General features: G+C 64.8%; 17 protein-coding genes and 1 other RNA gene. 6 read left to right on the top strand and 12 right to left on the bottom strand.

Annotation, left to right across the window (positions count from 1 at the left end):
• Nucleotides 1-73: 73 nt before the first annotated feature.
• From AC2CGW_RS11325 to AC2CGW_RS11295, 7 genes are all read right to left on the bottom strand, one after another.
• A complete protein-coding gene (locus AC2CGW_RS11325; protein ID WP_186709952.1) occupies nt 74-1,696 on the bottom strand; it encodes an ABC transporter permease in 1,623 nt (540 codons plus the stop codon).
• 128 nt (nt 1,697-1,824) lie between these two features.
• The gene (locus AC2CGW_RS11320; protein ID WP_186669871.1) at nt 1,825-2,829 is read right to left on the bottom strand and encodes an extracellular solute-binding protein; all 1,005 of its coding nucleotides are present in this window, start codon (nt 2,827-2,829) and stop codon (nt 1,825-1,827) included.
• A gap of 181 nt (nt 2,830-3,010) precedes the next feature.
• Nucleotides 3,011-4,228: a 2-octaprenyl-3-methyl-6-methoxy-1,4-benzoquinol hydroxylase gene (locus tag AC2CGW_RS11315; RefSeq protein ID WP_484574112.1), complete on the bottom strand. Its 1,218-nt coding sequence runs from the start codon at nt 4,226-4,228 to the stop codon at nt 3,011-3,013.
• 9 nt (nt 4,229-4,237) lie between these two features.
• Nucleotides 4,238-4,720, bottom strand: a complete 483-nt coding sequence (locus tag AC2CGW_RS11310) for a DUF4442 domain-containing protein (RefSeq protein WP_054894080.1) — start codon at nt 4,718-4,720, stop codon at nt 4,238-4,240.
• Nucleotides 4,717-5,916 carry a 2-octaprenyl-6-methoxyphenyl hydroxylase gene (gene ubiH, locus AC2CGW_RS11305; RefSeq protein ID WP_186709954.1) on the bottom strand — a complete coding sequence of 400 codons (1,200 nt, stop codon included), beginning with the start codon at nt 5,914-5,916 and terminating at the stop codon, nt 4,717-4,719. Before ubiH ends, AC2CGW_RS11310 begins: the two co-directional genes overlap by 4 nt.
• Nucleotides 5,913-7,247: a Xaa-Pro aminopeptidase gene (gene pepP / locus AC2CGW_RS11300; RefSeq protein ID WP_186709956.1), complete on the bottom strand. Its 1,335-nt coding sequence runs from the start codon at nt 7,245-7,247 to the stop codon at nt 5,913-5,915. The genes ubiH and pepP overlap by 4 nt, the downstream gene beginning before the upstream one ends.
• Nucleotides 7,248-7,269: 22 nt before the next feature.
• A complete protein-coding gene (locus tag AC2CGW_RS11295; RefSeq protein ID WP_186669875.1) occupies nt 7,270-7,824 on the bottom strand; it encodes a YecA/YgfB family protein in 555 nt (184 codons plus the stop codon).
• 154 nt (nt 7,825-7,978) lie between these two features.
• On the opposite strand from AC2CGW_RS11295, the gene AC2CGW_RS11290 reads away from it, so the two are divergent.
• The 4 genes from AC2CGW_RS11290 to AC2CGW_RS11275 all read left to right on the top strand — a co-directional run bounded on the left by AC2CGW_RS11290 (nt 7,979) and on the right by AC2CGW_RS11275 (nt 9,387).
• A complete protein-coding gene (locus AC2CGW_RS11290; protein ID WP_054894084.1) occupies nt 7,979-8,188 on the top strand; it encodes a TIGR02449 family protein in 210 nt (69 codons plus the stop codon).
• The gene (locus AC2CGW_RS11285) at nt 8,185-8,502 is read left to right on the top strand and encodes a cell division protein ZapA (protein WP_054894085.1); all 318 of its coding nucleotides are present in this window, start codon (nt 8,185-8,187) and stop codon (nt 8,500-8,502) included. The genes AC2CGW_RS11290 and AC2CGW_RS11285 overlap by 4 nt, the downstream gene beginning before the upstream one ends.
• A gap of 17 nt (nt 8,503-8,519) precedes the next feature.
• A non-coding RNA gene (gene ssrS / locus AC2CGW_RS11280) (6S RNA) lies at nt 8,520-8,698 on the top strand.
• Between the two features lie 80 nt (nt 8,699-8,778).
• Nucleotides 8,779-9,387: a 5-formyltetrahydrofolate cyclo-ligase gene (locus AC2CGW_RS11275; RefSeq protein WP_063542056.1), complete on the top strand. Its 609-nt coding sequence runs from the start codon at nt 8,779-8,781 to the stop codon at nt 9,385-9,387.
• A 25-nt stretch (nt 9,388-9,412) separates the two neighbouring features.
• On the opposite strand, the gene AC2CGW_RS11270 is transcribed toward AC2CGW_RS11275, so the two are convergent.
• Entirely contained in the window at nt 9,413-9,562 is a 150-nt protein-coding gene (locus AC2CGW_RS11270; protein ID WP_172964797.1) for a hypothetical protein, read from the bottom strand.
• 175 nt (nt 9,563-9,737) lie between these two features.
• On the opposite strand from AC2CGW_RS11270, the gene AC2CGW_RS11265 reads away from it, so the two are divergent.
• Nucleotides 9,738-10,190 (top strand): EVE domain-containing protein, encoded by a 453-nt coding sequence (locus tag AC2CGW_RS11265; RefSeq protein ID WP_186669877.1) that lies wholly within the window; start codon nt 9,738-9,740, stop codon nt 10,188-10,190.
• A gap of 36 nt (nt 10,191-10,226) precedes the next feature.
• Here AC2CGW_RS11265 and AC2CGW_RS11260 read toward each other — a convergent pair whose 3' ends face one another.
• Nucleotides 10,227-10,631, bottom strand: coding sequence for a flagellar basal body-associated FliL family protein (locus AC2CGW_RS11260; RefSeq protein ID WP_186709958.1), 405 nt, complete (start codon nt 10,629-10,631; stop codon nt 10,227-10,229).
• Nucleotides 10,632-10,787: 156 nt separating this feature from the next.
• On the opposite strand from AC2CGW_RS11260, the gene AC2CGW_RS11255 reads away from it, so the two are divergent.
• Nucleotides 10,788-11,765, top strand: a complete 978-nt coding sequence (locus AC2CGW_RS11255; protein WP_186709960.1) for an NADPH:quinone oxidoreductase family protein — start codon at nt 10,788-10,790, stop codon at nt 11,763-11,765.
• Between the two features lie 90 nt (nt 11,766-11,855).
• Here AC2CGW_RS11255 and AC2CGW_RS11250 read toward each other — a convergent pair whose 3' ends face one another.
• From AC2CGW_RS11250 to ubiD, 3 genes are all read right to left on the bottom strand, one after another.
• Nucleotides 11,856-12,506 carry a gamma-glutamylcyclotransferase gene (locus AC2CGW_RS11250; protein ID WP_065861755.1) on the bottom strand — a complete coding sequence of 217 codons (651 nt, stop codon included), beginning with the start codon at nt 12,504-12,506 and terminating at the stop codon, nt 11,856-11,858.
• Between the two features lie 333 nt (nt 12,507-12,839).
• On the bottom strand, nt 12,840-13,808 hold the full coding sequence (locus AC2CGW_RS11245) for a CDP-6-deoxy-delta-3,4-glucoseen reductase (RefSeq protein WP_186669883.1): 969 nt from the start codon (nt 13,806-13,808) through the stop codon (nt 12,840-12,842).
• A complete protein-coding gene (gene ubiD / locus AC2CGW_RS11240) occupies nt 13,808-15,274 on the bottom strand; it encodes a 4-hydroxy-3-polyprenylbenzoate decarboxylase (RefSeq protein WP_186669884.1) in 1,467 nt (488 codons plus the stop codon). Before ubiD ends, AC2CGW_RS11245 begins: the two co-directional genes overlap by 1 nt.
• Between the last annotated feature and the right edge of the window lie 235 nt (nt 15,275-15,509).

Here is a 15,509-nt window from a genome sequence, read left to right as displayed (position 1 = left end):
CAGCACCTGATCTTGTAGGACCCACCTCTACGAATGCCGCGCATTGTAGCCGCAAGGGCGGGGGCTGGCACCCTCAGTGAGGATGCCCAGGGCGATAGGCGGAGCGACGGATCAGGCCGATGACCGGCAAAAGCCCTACCAGCACCAGGGTCAGGGCCGGCAGCGAGGCGCGCGCCCATTCGCCCTCGCTGGTCATCTCGAACACCCGCACGGCCAGGGTGTCCCAGCCGAACGGCCGCATCAAAAGGGTGGCCGGCATCTCTTTCAGCACATCGACAAACACCAGTAACGCGGCACTGAGCGCACCCGGGACCAGCAGCGGTAGATACACCTTGAAAAACAATCTCGGCCCGGCCACGCCGAGGCTGCGAGAAGCCTCCGGCAGCGACGGGCGGATCCGCTCCAGACTGCTTTCCAGCGGCCCGTAGGCCACCGCGATAAAGCGCACCAGATAAGCCAGTAACAGCGCAGCCACACTGCCCAGCAACAGCGGCTTGCCGGCCCCGCCCAGCCAGGTGGAAAGCGGGATCACCAGTTGATTGTCCAGATAGCTGAACGCCAGCATGATCGACACCGCGAGCACCGAACCAGGCAAGGCGTAGCCCAGGTTGGCCAAGCCGACGCCGGCACGAATCGATGGCGTGGGCGCCTGACGCCGGGCGAAGGCCAGCAACAGTGCCACGCTGACGGTGATCAACGCCGCCATCGCGCCCAGGTACAGGGTGTGCAGGATCAATGCGCCATAGCGTTCGTCCAGGTCATGTCGGCCACGCTGCCAGAACCACGCCAGCAACTGCAGCAGCGGGATGACGAAGGCGCAGGCGAACACCAGCAGGCACCAGCCACTGGCCGCCAGCGCCTTGAGCCCGCGCAGATGATAGAGCGCCTGCCCGCGCGGGCGCTCGTTGCCGCTGCGGCTGGCGCCACGGGCGCGGCGTTCGCCATAGAGCACCAGCATCACGACCAGCAACAACAGGCTGGCCAGTTGCGCCGCACCGGACAGGCTGAAGAATCCATACCAGGTCTTGTAGATGGCAGTGGTGAAGGTATCGAAGTTGAACACCGATACCGCACCGAAGTCCGCCAGCGTTTCCATCAACGCCAGGGCGATGCCCGCGCCGATGGCCGGCCGCGCCATCGGCAGCGCCACCCGCCAGAACGCCTGTAGCGGCGACAGCCCCAGCACCCTCGCGGCCTCCATCAAGCCCTTGCCCTGGGCCAGGAAGGCGGTGCGCGCCAGCAGGTAGACATAGGGATAGAACACCAGCACCAGCACGATGATGACCCCACCGGTCGAACGTACCCGGGGCAGGCGCATCGGCCCGAACACCTCGCGCAAGGCACTCTGCACGGGGCCGGAGAAGTCCAGCAGGCCGACGAAGACGAAGGCCAGTACATAGGCGGGAATGGCAAAGGGCAGCATCAGTGCCCAGTCGAGCCAGCGCCGACCGGGAAACTCGCAGAGGCTGGTGAGCCAGGCCAGGCTGACCCCCAGCACGGTGACGCCGACACCCACGCCCAGCACCAGGGTCAGGGTGTTGCCCAGCAGGCGGCTCATCTGGGTGTCGAGCAGGTGCGACCAGATCTGCGTGTCGATCGACTGCCACGACAGCACCAGTACGCTCAGGGGCAGGAGCACCAGGGCGGCGACAAGGCTGACCGGAAGGTACCAGCGGCGTTGGGGGGAGTGGGGCAAGACAGGTATCTCGGTTGCAGGTTGCGACCGCTGTGCGGTCGTTCGCGGCCAAAGCCACTCTCAATGTGTGGGAGTGGCTTCAACTGCGAAGGGGCCTTGAACGGCCCCGAAAGGATAAGCGCTGAAACTCAGTTCCAGCCAGCCCGATCCATCAGGCGAATGGCTTCGGCCTGGCGCTTGCCCGCCACTTCCACCGGCAGGCTGTCGGCCTTGAAGCTGCCCCAGGCCGCGACTTCATCCGACGGCTTGACCTTGGGGTTGGCCGGGAACTCCTGGTTGATGTCGGCGAACAGTTTCTGCGCTTCCTCGCCCGTCATCCACTCGACCAGTTTCTTCGCCGCTTCCGGGTGCGGGGCATGCTTGGTCAGGCCGATGCCCGAGAGGTTGACGTGCACGCCACGGTCGCCCTGGTTGGGCCAGAAGATCTTCACCGGCAGCTTCGGGTCGGCCTTGTGCAGGCGCCCGTAGTAGTAGGTGTTGACCACACCCACGTCGCATTGCCCTGCGGCAACGGCCTGAATCACGGCGTTGTCGTCGGAGAACACGTCGGTGGACAGGTTGCTGACCCAGCCCTTGACCAGCTTCTCGGTCTCGGCCTCGCCGTGGGTCTCGATCAGGGTGGCGGTCAGCGACTGGTTGTAGACCTTCTTCGCGGTGCGCAGGCACAGGCGGCCTTCCCACTGCTTGTCGGCCAGGGCTTCGTAGGTGCTCAGCTCCGAGGGCTTGACCCGCTCGGTGGAGTAGATGATGGTCCGCGCACGCAGGCTCAGGCCGGTCCAGTCGTGGGACGAAGCGCGGTACTGCGGCGGAATGTTCTTGTCGATAATGTCCGACTTGATCGGCTGCAGAATGCCCATCTGCTCGGCCTGCCAGAGGTTGCCGGCATCCACGGTGAGCAGCAGGTCGGCGACGCCGTTCTGGCCCTCGGCCTTGATGCGCTGCATCAGCGGCGCTTCCTTGTCGGTGATGAACTTGATCTTCACCCCGGTCTTGGCGGTGTAGGCATCGAATACCGGCTTGATCAGCTCGTCGATGCGCGAGGAGTACACCACCACTTCATCATCCGCCGCCTGGACGGAACCGGCAAACAAGGTCAGGGCCAGGGCGGCCAGTAGGGGCTTGCGGGGCGACATGGTGGATGCTCCTCGGGGTTAGAGAGGTGCAAATGGTAGTGAATCCCATTTTCCCACTCACCCTTGGAGCCGTTACCGGATGTTGCAAAGCAATCGCGGGGCAAGCCCCCCCTCTAGGACCACCCCGCTCTTCAGGCAGGTGATGTACCTGCAGGAGCGGGCTTGCCCCGCGATAGGGCCCTCAAGCCTTGGCCAGTTCTGGCAGGTCGCCGCTCAACCCCAAGGCCTGGCGCACGAACACCGCCTTGGCCTCAGGCATCCCTTCCACCAGCTTCAACCCGGTATTGCGCAGCCAGCGCAGCGGCAGCGGGTTGGCCTGGAACAGGCGCTCGAAGCCCTCCATCGCCGCCATCAGGGCGAGGTTGTGCGGCATGCGTCGGCGCTCGTAGCGACTCAACACCCTCACATCGGCCAGACGCTCGCCACGCTCGCACGCGTGCACCAGTTCCTCGGCCAGCACTGCCGCATCGAGAAAGCCCAGGTTGACGCCCTGCCCCGCCAGGGGGTGGATGGTGTGGGCCGCATCGCCGATCAGCACCAGGCCTTCGTCCACATAGCGCTTGGCATGGCGCTGGCGCAGCGGCACGCAGACGCGGCGGTCGGCATGCAGCACCTGGCCCAGGCGGCCTTCGAAGGCGCGCTCCAGTGCCTGGCAGAACGCCGCATCATCCAGCGCCATGGCCTGCTCGGCCTGCTCCGGCGTGGTGGACCAGACGATCGAACACCAGTGCTGGCCGTCATCGCGCGACAACGGCAGAAAGGCCAGCGGACCTTCGTCGGTGAAGCGCTGCCAGGCCGTGGCGCGGTGCGCCTCGCTGCAGCGCACGCTGGTGACGATGGCGTGGTGCAGGTAATCCCACTCGCGCGTCTCGCAGCCCGCCAGGCGCCGCACCGCCGAATTGGCGCCATCGGCAGCGACCACCAGCGGCGCACGCAGGCGACGGCCATCGGACAGGGTCACCAGCCACTCATCGCCAGAGCGGCGCAGCTGTTCCAGGCGAGCATTGGGCAGCAGTCCGACGTCACTGTCGTGCAGACGGTCCAGCAGGCCGTCCTGCACCACACGGTTCTCGACGATGTGGCCGAGCACCTGGGCATGCACACTGGCGGCTGAAAAATGAATCTGACCGGTGCCGCTACCGTCCCAGACCTGCATGTCCGAATAGGGCGTCACGCGGCGCCCGGCAATGCCCTCCCAGGCGCCAAGACGCTCGAGAATGCGCTGGCTGGCGGCCGACAGGGCACTGACCCGCGGCTCGAAGGGCGCGGCGTCATCGAAAGGCTTGACCGACAGCGGCCCGCCATCGAGCAGCAGCACCTCCAGGCCACTGTGGCGCAACGCCAGGGCCAGGGCGCTGCCGACCATACCGGCACCGACAATCAACAGATCCGCGCGCATGTCCATGCCTTACGCCTGCCTCGCTTGCGGCTTGAGCCGCACGTATAGGGTTTTGTCGACCCGCGCCACCAGCTCGCCGGCGCCGTCGCGGATATCGACCTGCAGACGCGGCAGGCACTTCTTGCCACCGGCCGTCTGCTGGCGGATGTCGTCCAGCAGTGCGTCGTCGATGTGGAATTCGGCGAACACCGGGCCCTTGCCCGGTGCGATGAAGTCGATGCTGGCGGCCTTGTCCCAGACGATGTACTCGCGGCCCAGCTGCTCGATCAGCAACAGCATGTAGAACGGATCGACCATCGAGTAGAGGCTGCCACCGAACTGGGTGCCGACGTAGTTGCGGTTCCAGCGGGTCAGGTTCATGCGCACCTTGACGCTGCGCATGTCGGGGCTGATGTGCTGCACGCGGATACCGGCCCCCAGGTAGGGCGGGTAGAAATTCAGCAACCAGCGCAGCATGCGGGCCCGGCGCGCGAGCTTGCGGGCGTCTTTCATGCGCGGCCTCGCGGGTCGGGGCGGGTTCCCAGGCCCATGGCCTGGCGGGCGAACCAGCTCTTGGCCGGCGGCAGCAGGTCCAGCCCCAGCAGGCCGAGGTTGCGCCCGGCGGCCAACAGCGGTTGGGCGCTGCCGAACAGGCGGGTGACCTGGTCGGAGAAGCCGATGGTCAGGCTCTGGTCCAGGCGTTGGCGCTGGCGATAGCCCTGCAGCGTTGCCAGGTCGCCCGGCTGCTGCGGGCCTGCGAGCAGGGCCTCGGCCAGCGCCTGCACGTCACGCAGCGACAGGTTGAAGCCCTGGCCTGCGATCGGATGCAGGCTGTGCGCCGCGTTGCCTAGCACCACCAGGTGCGGGCGTACCTGCTCCTCGGCTTCGACCAGCGCCAACGGGTAGAGATGCCGTGCGCCGACCTGGCGCAGAGCGCCGAGGCGGTAGCCGAACGCGTCCTGCAGTTCGCGCAGGAAGGCGCGCTCGTCGATATCGGCCAGACGCCGCGCGTCCATGCCCTGGCGGGTCCAGACCAGCGCGCAGCGGTTTTCCGGCAGTGGCAGCAAGGCCATCGGGCCTTGTTCGGTGAATCGTTCGAAGGCCTGGCCACGATGGGCCTCGCCTGGAGAGATGTTGGCGATCAGCGCGCTCTGGTCATAGGGCGTGCGGCGCACATGAATGCCCAACTGCTCGCGCAGGCCGGAGCGGCCGCCATCGGCGAGAATCGCCAGGTCGCACTCAAGGCTGGTGTCATCGTCGAGTTGCAGGCGATAACCGCCCTCGACGGGCTGCATGGCCCTGACTTCGGCCGGGCAGCGCCAGCTCACCACCTCGCTGTCCAGCCCCTGCCACAGGCACTGGCCGAGCCAGGCGTTCTCCACCACATAACCCAGCGCAGGCACACCTTCTTCCTGGGCATCCAGCCGGGTGGCGCCAAAGCGGCCGCGGTCGGACACCTGGATCTGCCGGATCGGCTCGGCGCGGCGCTCGATGCCCTGCCACAGGCCAAGCTGGTCGTAGATCTGCCGAGTGCCGAAGGACAGCGCCGAGGAACGTGCGTCGTAGCTGGGCTGGAAGCTGTCGCCGGGGGCGAACGGCTCGATCAGCAGGATCTTCCAGCCACGCACCTTGGCCCCGGCCTGCAGCGCCAGCGCGAGGCTGGCACCGACCAGGCCGCCGCCGATGATCGCCAGGTTGACCCGGCTCATGCCACGTCCTTGCGCGCGTCGAGCATCAGTGCCTCGATTTCGTCGACTGTCTTCGGCACACTCGAAGTGAGAATTTCACAGCCCTTTCTGGTGACCACCACGTCGTCCTCGATCCGCACCCCGATGCCGCGCCACTTCTTCGCCACGCTCTGGTTGTCGGCGGCGATGTAGATACCTGGCTCTACAGTCAGCGCCATGCCCGGTTCGAGCACCCGCCACTGACCGCCGACCTTGTATTCACCCACATCGTGCACATCCATGCCCAGCCAGTGTCCGGCGCGGTGCATGTAGAACGCGCGGTAGGCTTCGCTGTCGATCAGCGCCTGCACCTCACCCTTGAGCAGCCCCAGCTCGACCAGCCCTTGGGTGATCACGCGCACCGTCGCTTCATGGGCGTGATTCCAGTGTTTGCCCGGCGCGATCTCGGCAAAGGCGGCTTCCTGGGCCTTGAGCACCAGTTCGTAGATCGCCTTCTGCTCGGGCGAGAACCGCCCGCTGACCGGGAAGGTGCGGGTGATGTCGCTGGCGTAGCAGTCGATCTCGCAACCGGCGTCGATCAGCACCAGGTCACCATCCTTGAGCGGCGCATCGTTCTGCTGATAGTGCAGGATGCAGGCATTGCGCCCGGCGGCGACGATCGAGCCGTACGCTGGCATCTTCGCGCCACCCTTGCGGAACTCGTAGTCCAGTTCGGCCTCCAGGCTGTATTCGTGCAGACCGGCGCGGCAGGCCTGCATGGCCCGCACATGGGCGCGCGCGGAAATTGCCGCAGCCTCGCGCATTACCTTCACTTCCGCTGCCGACTTATACAGGCGCATGTCGTGCAGCAGATGATCCAGGGCAACGAACTCGTTCGGCGGTTGCGCACCGAGGCGCGCCTTGGAGCGGATCACATTGATCCAGTCCATCAGCCGGCGATCGAACTCGGGGTTGCTGCCCATGGCGCTGTAGACCCGCTCGCGACCTTCGATCAGGCCAGGGAGGATCTCGTCGATGTCGGTGATCGGGAAGGCATCGTCGGCGCCGAAGTCGCGTATCGCGCCCTCCTGGCCGGCACGCAGACCGTCCCAGAGCTCACGCTCGGGGTTGCGCTCGCGGCAGAACAGCACGTATTCGCCGTGCTCGCGGCCGGGGATCAGGGCGATCACCGCCTCGGGCTCCGGGAAGCCGCTCAGGTACTGGAAGTCGCTGTCCTGGCGATAGACGTGCTCGACGTCGCGGTTACGGATCGCGACCGCCGCCGCCGGCAGGATGGCGATGCTGTCGGGGACCATCTGCGCCATCAGCGCCTTGCGCCGACGGGCGTACTCCGCCTTGGGTATGTGGCTCATGGGCAAACGACCCCCGGGTCGATCAATGCAGCGATGGTTTTGGCGCCGGAGCGACAGGCGCGGCCAGCTCCGTGTACAGCAGCAGCGGTGCGACGCGCAGGTACTCCATGACTTCCATGTAGTCGCTCTCGCCGTCCTCGGACTCTTCCAGCGCTTCTTGCACCTGGGAGATGGCGACCAGGTCCTGGAGCACTTCCTTGGCATCGGTGGACAGGTCCTTGCCACCGGCGTTCAAGCCAAAACCGGTAATGAAGCCCTGGCACCATTGGCCCAGCGCCGTGGCGCGATCGCTCAGGGCGGCATCGTCGGTCGGCAGCAGCAGCACGATGGCGACGTCTTCGCCGGTCAGCTCGGCCTTGACCATCTCCTGCAGGCCGATCAGGGCGTTGCGGACAGTGTCACCGGGCTCGGTTTCAAGCAGTTGGGCGGCGTCGGCCAGCCAGGCATCGGCATCGAAGCCGGCACCGGCGCAACTGCGACCGATCAGCAGGCCGTGCAGCTCGGCAGGAGTGGCGGGATGGCCATTGCTGGAGAGCAGCATGGCGAAGGCGATGTAAGGCGATTGGGTATTGGGCATGGGCGGCTAGGCGCCAGACGGCGCATATGACTAGAATGAAGACCTTGTATCCTAGCACCGGCAGGCGCGCCAAGACCATCTGCGCTGGCCGTCGCGGCTCGGGCAGAGGCATGATCGCCAGGCGATCGACGAAGGAGCGGATCGAGTGCAACCCATGCAAGACAACGACCTGCAAGCGCTGATGAGCCGATTCGAGTTGCTGATCGAGCGCGTCGAGCAACTAAAACGGCAAAATGCACTCCTAGTAGCTCAGGAAAAATCCTGGCGCGAAGAGCGCGCCCACCTCATCGAAAAGAACGAGATCGCCCGGCACAAGATCGAGTCGATGATCTTGCGTCTGAAGGCCCTGGAGCAAGACTCATGAGTTCAAGCAATAGCGTCACCGTCCAGATTCTCGACAAGGAATACTCGATCATCTGCCCGCCGGAAGAACGCAACAACCTGGTGGGTGCCGCGCGCTACCTGGACGGCAAGATGCGCGAGATCCGCAGCAGCGGCAAGGTGATCGGCGCCGACCGCATCGCGGTGATGGCGGCGTTGAACATCACCCATGAGCTGCTGCACCGCCAGGAGCGCCCTGACGTCGCCAGCGGCGGCACCACCCGCGAACAGGTGCGCGACCTGCTCGAGCGCGTCGACCAGGCGCTGTCCGACGACGCGGTTAGCAAAAACGATTGAGATTGGTATACTGGCGCGACTCCCTGGGGGATGCGCCAGTCGGTTATGTCCCTGAGCCGATACGCACAACCACGGGGGTTGCACGTGGGGCAGGTGTGCATGTCCGCTCGACGGAAAGCCTTAACGCCTCCTGCAATCTCCACCTTGAACTTTCGGGTTCAAGGGCTACACCGATAGCGGTCTTGTCGGGGAGCCTGAATTCTCAATGCCCGCCCTTACCGGCGGGCATTTCGTTTGTGCCGCCGTCGGCGGCCAGCATCCGGGATCGCCTGTGCCATGACCGACACCGTGCCGCTCACCCGTCCGCAACTTCGCCGCGTGCTGCGCAACGCACGACGCGCGTTGACGCCCGCCCAGCAACGCCAGGCCGCCGTCGGGCTGTACCGGCAACTGGCCCAGCACCCGCTGTTTCGCCGCGCGCGGCATATCGCCCTGTACCTGCCAAACGACGGCGAGATCGACCCGCGCCTGTTGCTGCGCGAAGCCCAGCGGCGCGGCAAGCGCACCTACCTGCCGGTGCTGCATGCCTGGCCACGCACGCGCATGGTGTTCCAACGCTTCGAACAGGGCGAAAAACTGCGACGCAACCGCTTCCGCATCCCTGAACCAGTCATCGAGCGCAAGCGTCAGCGGCCGGTCTGGTCGCTGGACCTGATCCTGCTGCCACTGGTGGGTTTCGATGAAGTGGGCGGACGGCTGGGGATGGGCGGCGGCTTCTATGATCGCAGCCTGGCCTATCAGGGGCGGCGCAAGGCGTGGAAGAAACCGCTGCTGCTGGGGCTGGCACATGAATGCCAGAAGGTGGAACGACTGGCGCAGGCCAGTTGGGACGTACCCTTGCGCGGAACGGTCTCGGACCGTGACTGGTACCTGGCGCCGGCCTGAACGTTAGGCCGCGCGCCGCAGCACTTCAGCGCTGCTGTTGGGCGGATACGGCCGGCGCCTGATAGGCGGCGTCGAGCTTTCGCTCCCACAAACCCTGCGCATAACCGGTGGTGACGACACCCAGACCGAAGATGAAAGCCAGGATCCACAGCAGGTCCGGTTTGCGTTTGTTCATCGTTGCCCCCCTAGGCAAACTGTTCAGGCTCGGCAGCCTTCTTGGTGCTACCGGAGCGTATAGCTTTAAAATCGGCGCATTTTCCGACAACGTGACGCGCCACGCAAATGTTGACGCCAACCGGCTGTCGGTTTGATGCAACATCTTATTTCAAACCTTGTCAGGAGCAGCATCCATGGCCTATTGGCTGATGAAATCCGAGCCCGACGAACTTTCCATCGAAGGCTTGGCCCGCCTCGGCCAGGCGCGCTGGGACGGGGTGCGCAACTACCAGGCACGCAATTTCCTGCGGGATATGAGCGTAGGCGACGAATTCTTCTTCTACCACTCCAGTTGCCCGCAACCGGGTATCGCCGGGATCGCCCGGATCAAGGCCGGCGCCTACCCCGACCCGACGGCGCTGGACCCGCAAAGCCACTACTTCGACGCCAAGGCCAGTGCCGAGAAGAACCCTTGGAGCGCAGTGGATGTCGAGCATGTGCGCACGTTCGGTCAGGTGCTTGGCCTCGGCTTGCTCAAGCAGCAGACGGCGCTCGAAGCACTTGCACTGGTGCAGAAAGGCAGCCGCCTGTCGGTGATGCCAGTGACCCCGGAGCAATGGCAGGCAATCTGCGCGCTGGCGAGGTGATCCAGGCAGCCGCTGTGCGGGAGCGCGCCGAGGAACTCACTGCACGATCAGGTTGTTGAACAGCAGGTCCTCGACGATCGGCTTGCCTTCTTCGGTTTCCATCACCTGCTGAACCTGCTTCAAGGCTTCCTGACGCAACGCCTCCTTGGCTTCGACATTGCTCATGTTATCCACGCCTTGCTGGGTGAACAGCGCCACCAGCTGGTTGCGGATCAGCGGCTCATGGTGCTTGACCGCCGCGGCGGCAGCATCGCCGGTCACGCGCAGGGCCACGTCGGCCTTGTAGACGCGCAGCCTGGGGCCGCCATCGAGGGCATAGTTGCCGACCAGAGGCGGGGTCAGGTTGATGTAGGCAACCTTTGGCTCGCCTTCCTTGCCCTCTTCGGCCGTGGCCGCCACCGGCAGCATCAAGGCCAGCACCATCAAGATCCACGCTTTCACGAAATCGCTCCTCAATACAATTGGCGCCAGCTTACCCAGCGCGTCGCTCAAACCCAAGCCCGGGCTTATGCCGGCTTATCAGAGCAGGCCATGCTCGTTGACCCGCCCCTTCGTCCTCCTACACTTATCGGCCATCACCCGCAAAGGAATAGCCCGATGAAAGCTGTGTTGTGCAAAACCCTGGGCCCGGCACGGGACCTGGTGCTGGAAGAGGTCGCGGATCCCGTGCCGAAAAAGAACGAGATCCTCCTCGAGGTGCATGCCGCCGGGGTCAACTTCCCCGACACCCTGATCATCGAGGGCAAGTACCAGTTCCAACCGCCTCTGCCCTTCTCGCCCGGCGGCGAAGCGGCCGGCGTGGTGGCGGCAGTCGGCGAGAAGGCCGGGGCTTTCAAGGTCGGCGACCGGGTCATGGCCCTCACCGGCTGGGGTGCCTTCGCCGAGCAGGTCGCGGTGCCTCACTACAATGTGCTGCCCATTCCGGCAGGTATGGATTTCACCACGGCGGCCGCCTTCGGCATGACCTACGGCACCTCGATGCACGCACTTACCCAGCGTGGCCAGCTCAAGGCGGGCGAAACCCTGCTGGTGCTGGGTGCATCAGGCGGCGTCGGGCTGGCAGCGGTGGAAATCGGCAAGGCGTTGGGTGCACGGGTCATCGCGGCGGCCAGCAGTGCCGAAAAGCTCGCCGTGGCCAAGGCAGCCGGCGCGGATGAGTTGATCGACTACAGCCAGGCCAGCCTCAAGGAAGAGATCAAGCGCCTGACCAACGGCCAGGGTGTGGACGTGATCTACGACCCGGTCGGCGGCGAGCTGTTCGACCAGGCAGTGCGAGGTCTGGCCTGGAACGGCCGGCTGCTGGTGGTGGGCTTTGCCAGCGGCAGCATTCCGCAGATGGCGGCCAACCTGGTGCTGCTCAAGGGCGCTGCAGTGCTGGGGGTGTTCTGGGGCGCGTTCGCCCAGCGCCAGCCAGAAGACAACGTTGCCAACTTCCGTCAGCTGTTTGCGTGGCATGCCGAGGGCAAGTTGAAACCGCTGGTGTCGCAGACCTACGCGCTGGCCGAGGCCGGGGCGGCTATCGAACGGCTGGGGCAGCGGCAGGCGGTGGGCAAGCTGGTGGTATTGGCCAGGTGATTCGGTGATGACTTCTTCGCGGGCAAGCCCGCTCCTACAAACTGTACCGTCTCTGCAGGAGCGGGCTTGCCCGCGAAGAGCCCAGCGCAGTCAAACCTCGCGCAGGTTATGGCAGCGCTGAAACCGCGCCTCCAGCCCCCGATCAGGCATCTGGTGGCTGCGCAAGGCGTTGAGCGTCTGCTCCACATACTCCCGCGTGGTGCCGTAACGCCCCTTGGCACTGGCCAGAATCTGGCTGAACAGGGTGTCCGGCAGGTTGCCGGCATAGCACGGCAAGTGACGCTCGAGCACAAAGCCCAAGGCCTGCACCTTGCTGCCGTCATCGAGTCGGCAGGTCAGCCAATGCGGGCGATAGGCCGGATAGGGCATCTCCCGCTGCCACAGGGCCATCAGCGAGTCGTCCAGGCAGCTCTCGTCCAGGCGGTAAGCAAAGCCGCTGCACGACCCTCCACGATCCAGGCCGAACACCAGCCCCGGGCATTCCGGTGTGCCGCGGTGCTCATGGGACCACAGGTAAAGCCCACGATGATAACCGTGCACCCGCGCACGCTGGCGCTCTACCGAGTTGCACTCCGGACGCCAGATCAACGAACCATAGGCGAACAACCACACAGGCCCACCGTCATGACGGGACATGGTCGTTGTCATGGAGTGCTGCAATTGCTCAGGGGTCAGTTGTTGACCGAAGTCGAGCGACGGAGGATAGGAAACCTGCCACGAAGAACTTTCAAGTGCCGACATAGGCTGCCGCCATTATTTCCTGTGTAACTACCGGAGAGCTGTGTTGCGATCGACGCCTTCGCCTGCGAGCCCGCACCCAATGCTGCGGGGCCTGTACCGCAAGAGGTTGATGACGATGTGCCTACCGTAAGACATATGACGGCGAAACCTCAACCCCTTTTGGCAAAGTTTCACGCGCGATACCGACGACTGGAAAGTGTTGTTATAAGCATAGTAAAAGTTATTAACCCGGCGAGTAATAATTCACCGCTTATAATCGACGACGATAACTTTGGTTATTAATCACGGCGCGCCATTGCAGCGCGCCGCAGGCGCTCATGAAGACCTAGTTACTCAGCCGCGTGGAGCGTAGGCAAACACGTCGGCGCGCATGCGGTGTGCATCCATGCCCGCCTCGACCAGCGCATCGAGCGTGCCATAGACCATGTTCGGTGAACCGCTGGCATAGACATGCACACTGTTCAGGTCGGCGATATCCTCGCACACTGCCTCGTGCAAAAGGCCGCAACGCCCCTCCCAGCCACACAGGTCGCTGACCACCTTGTGCAGGAACAGGTTGGGCAGACGCTCCCATTCGGCCCAGTGCTCGAGGGTGTAGAACTCCTCGGGCCGACGCACACCCCAGTAAAGGTGCACCGGATGCTTGAAGCCGTTGGCGCGGCAATGCTCGACCAGGCTGTGCATCTGGCCCATGCCGGTCCCGGCAGCAATCAGCACCAGCGGCCCGTCCGGCAGCTCGGCCAGGTGTGCGTCACCGAATGGTAGCTCGATGCGGGCCATACCGTTGCGCTGCAACTGCTCGATCAGCTTTACCGCGCTGCTTTCGCGGGCCAGCACATGCAGCTCGAGATCACGGCCCGAATGCGGGGCAGACGCCAGCGAAAAGGCGGCCTTGTCGGCGCCCTCACGCTCGATCATCAGGTATTGCCCGGCGTGGTAGCGCGGCGGCTTGCCGGCGGGCGCGCGCAGACGCACGCGCCAGACATCCCCGCCGACCTCGACGCACTCGCTGACGGTGCAGGCCAGCTTGCGCACGGGCAACTCGCCCAGGGCCAGCACGCCATCCCACAGCAGCACGCAGTCTTCCAGCGGTTCGGCGATGCAGGTGAACAGTTCGCCGTGATCGCGGACTTCACCGTCCTGTCGCACCCGCCCCTCCACCAGCAACGCCGCACACACATGGCAATTGCCGTTGCGACAGCTGCTCGGGCACTCGTAGCCCAGGCGCCGCGCGGCATCCAGAATCCTCTCGCCCGGCTCGATGGACAGCACCGCGCCGGACGGCTGCAAGGTCACCTGCATCAATCTATTCCCAACTGGTCCCACAGCTCATCGATACGGCGGGTAACGGCCTCGTCCTTGACGATGACCCGGCCCCATTCGCGTGTAGTCTCGCCCGGCCACTTGTGCGTGGCGTCCAGGCCCATCTTCGACCCCAGGCCCGATACCGGCGACGCGAAGTCGAGGTAGTCGATCGGCGTGTTGTCGATCATCACCGTATCACGCTTGGGATCCATGCGCGTGGTGATGGCCCAGATCACGTCGTTCCAGTCGCGGGCGTTGACGTCGTCGTCGGTGACGATAACGAACTTGGTGTACATGAACTGTCGCAGGAACGACCACACACCCAGCATCACGCGCTTGGCGTGCCCCGGATATTGCTTTTTCATGGTCACCACCGCCATGCGGTAGGAACAGCCTTCCGGTGGCAGGTAGAAGTCGACGATCTCGGGGAACTGCTTCTGCAGGATCGGCACGAACACTTCGTTCAGCGCCACGCCGAGGATCGCCGGCTCATCTGGCGGCCGGCCGGTGTAAGTGCTGTGGTAGATCGGCTTTTGCCGATGGGTGATGCGTTCGATGGTGAACACCGGGAAGCTGTCCACCTCGTTGTAGTAGCCAGTGTGGTCGCCGTAAGGGCCTTCCGGGGCCATTTCACCCGGATGGATCACACCTTCGAGGATGATTTCTGCGGTGGCCGGCACCTGCAGGTCGCTGCCGCGGCACTTGACCAGCTCGGTGCGGTTGCCGCGCAGAAGCCCTGCAAAAGCGTACTCGGAGAGGGTGTCGGGCACCGGCGTCACGGCGCCAAGGATGGTGGCCGGGTCTGCACCCAGCGCGACGGCCACCGGGAACGGCTGGCCCGGGTGCTTCTCGCACCATTCGCGGTAATCCAGCGCGCCGCCACGATGGCTCAGCCAGCGCATGATGACCTTGTTGCGGCCGATGACCTGCTGGCGATAGATGCCCAGGTTCTGGCGGTCCTTGTTCGGACCACGGGTGACCGTCAGGCCCCAGGTAATCAGTGGCGCCACATCACCTGGCCAGCAGTGCTGGATCGGCAATTGCGAAAGGTCGACATCGTCACCCTCGACCACCACCTCCTGGCACACCGCATCCTTGACCACCTTGGGTGCCATTGACACGACCTTCTTGAAGATCGGCAGTTTCGACCAGGCATCCTTCAGGCCCTTCGGCGGCTCGGGCTCCTTGAGGAAGGCCAGCAGCTTGCCGATTTCACGCAGTTCGCCGACCGACTCGGCACCCATGCCCATGGCCACACGCTCGGGAGTACCGAACAGGTTGCCCAGTACCGGAATGTCGAAACCCGTGGGTTTTTCGAACAGCAGCGCCGGGCCCTTGGCCCGCAGGGTGCGGTCGCAGACTTCGGTCATTTCCAGGACGGGCGAGATAGGAACCTGGATGCGCTTGAGTTCACCGCGCTGCTCCAGGCCACGGATAAAGTCGCGCAAATCGCGATACTGCATGCGTGAGCCTCGTGTTGGCTGTATCGGTCGGGGTGCAGAGTGTAGCGCCGATCGGGCTTTGATAGCCAAATGGCAGAGTGCAATGCGCTCGTTCGTTAGGGCGCATCAATGACTTGGGGCCGCTATGCGGCCCATCGCGGGACAAGCCCGCTCCTACAGGTCTGGCGTGATCCTTGTAGGAGCGGGCTTGTCCCGCGATGGGCTGCGCAGCAGCCCCAATTCGCTGTACCGACGG

The sequence above is a fragment of the Pseudomonas sp. SYWMCR5 genome (genome assembly GCF_057197165.1).
Note: the sequence above shows the minus strand (reverse complement) of the source record. Positions and strands in the feature narration are given on the sequence as shown.

Bases quoted from the DNA above. Each gene is read 5' to 3' on its own strand.
- AC2CGW_RS11265 (WP_186669877.1), top strand. From the start codon at position 9,738: ATGGCCTATTGGCTGATGAAATCCGAGCCCGACGAACTTTCCATCGAA.
- AC2CGW_RS11310 (WP_054894080.1), bottom strand. From the start codon at position 4,720: ATGAAAGACGCCCGCAAGCTCGCGCGCCGGGCCCGCATGCTGCGCTGG.
- AC2CGW_RS11250 (WP_065861755.1), bottom strand. From the start codon at position 12,506: ATGTCGGCACTTGAAAGTTCTTCGTGGCAGGTTTCCTATCCTCCGTCG.
- AC2CGW_RS11295 (WP_186669875.1), bottom strand. From the start codon at position 7,824: ATGCCCAATACCCAATCGCCTTACATCGCCTTCGCCATGCTGCTCTCC.
- AC2CGW_RS11290 (WP_054894084.1), top strand. From the start codon at position 7,979: ATGCAAGACAACGACCTGCAAGCGCTGATGAGCCGATTCGAGTTGCTG.
- AC2CGW_RS11315 (WP_484574112.1), bottom strand. From the start codon at position 4,228: ATGCGCGCGGATCTGTTGATTGTCGGTGCCGGTATGGTCGGCAGCGCC.
- AC2CGW_RS11245 (WP_186669883.1), bottom strand. From the start codon at position 13,808: ATGCAGGTGACCTTGCAGCCGTCCGGCGCGGTGCTGTCCATCGAGCCG.
- AC2CGW_RS11255 (WP_186709960.1), top strand. From the start codon at position 10,788: ATGAAAGCTGTGTTGTGCAAAACCCTGGGCCCGGCACGGGACCTGGTG.
- pepP (WP_186709956.1), bottom strand. From the start codon at position 7,247: ATGAGCCACATACCCAAGGCGGAGTACGCCCGTCGGCGCAAGGCGCTG.
- ubiD (WP_186669884.1), bottom strand. From the start codon at position 15,274: ATGCAGTATCGCGATTTGCGCGACTTTATCCGTGGCCTGGAGCAGCGC.
- ubiH (WP_186709954.1), bottom strand. From the start codon at position 5,916: ATGAGCCGGGTCAACCTGGCGATCATCGGCGGCGGCCTGGTCGGTGCC.
- AC2CGW_RS11285 (WP_054894085.1), top strand. From the start codon at position 8,185: ATGAGTTCAAGCAATAGCGTCACCGTCCAGATTCTCGACAAGGAATAC.
- AC2CGW_RS11320 (WP_186669871.1), bottom strand. From the start codon at position 2,829: ATGTCGCCCCGCAAGCCCCTACTGGCCGCCCTGGCCCTGACCTTGTTT.
- AC2CGW_RS11275 (WP_063542056.1), top strand. From the start codon at position 8,779: ATGACCGACACCGTGCCGCTCACCCGTCCGCAACTTCGCCGCGTGCTG.
- AC2CGW_RS11270 (WP_172964797.1), bottom strand. From the start codon at position 9,562: ATGAACAAACGCAAACCGGACCTGCTGTGGATCCTGGCTTTCATCTTC.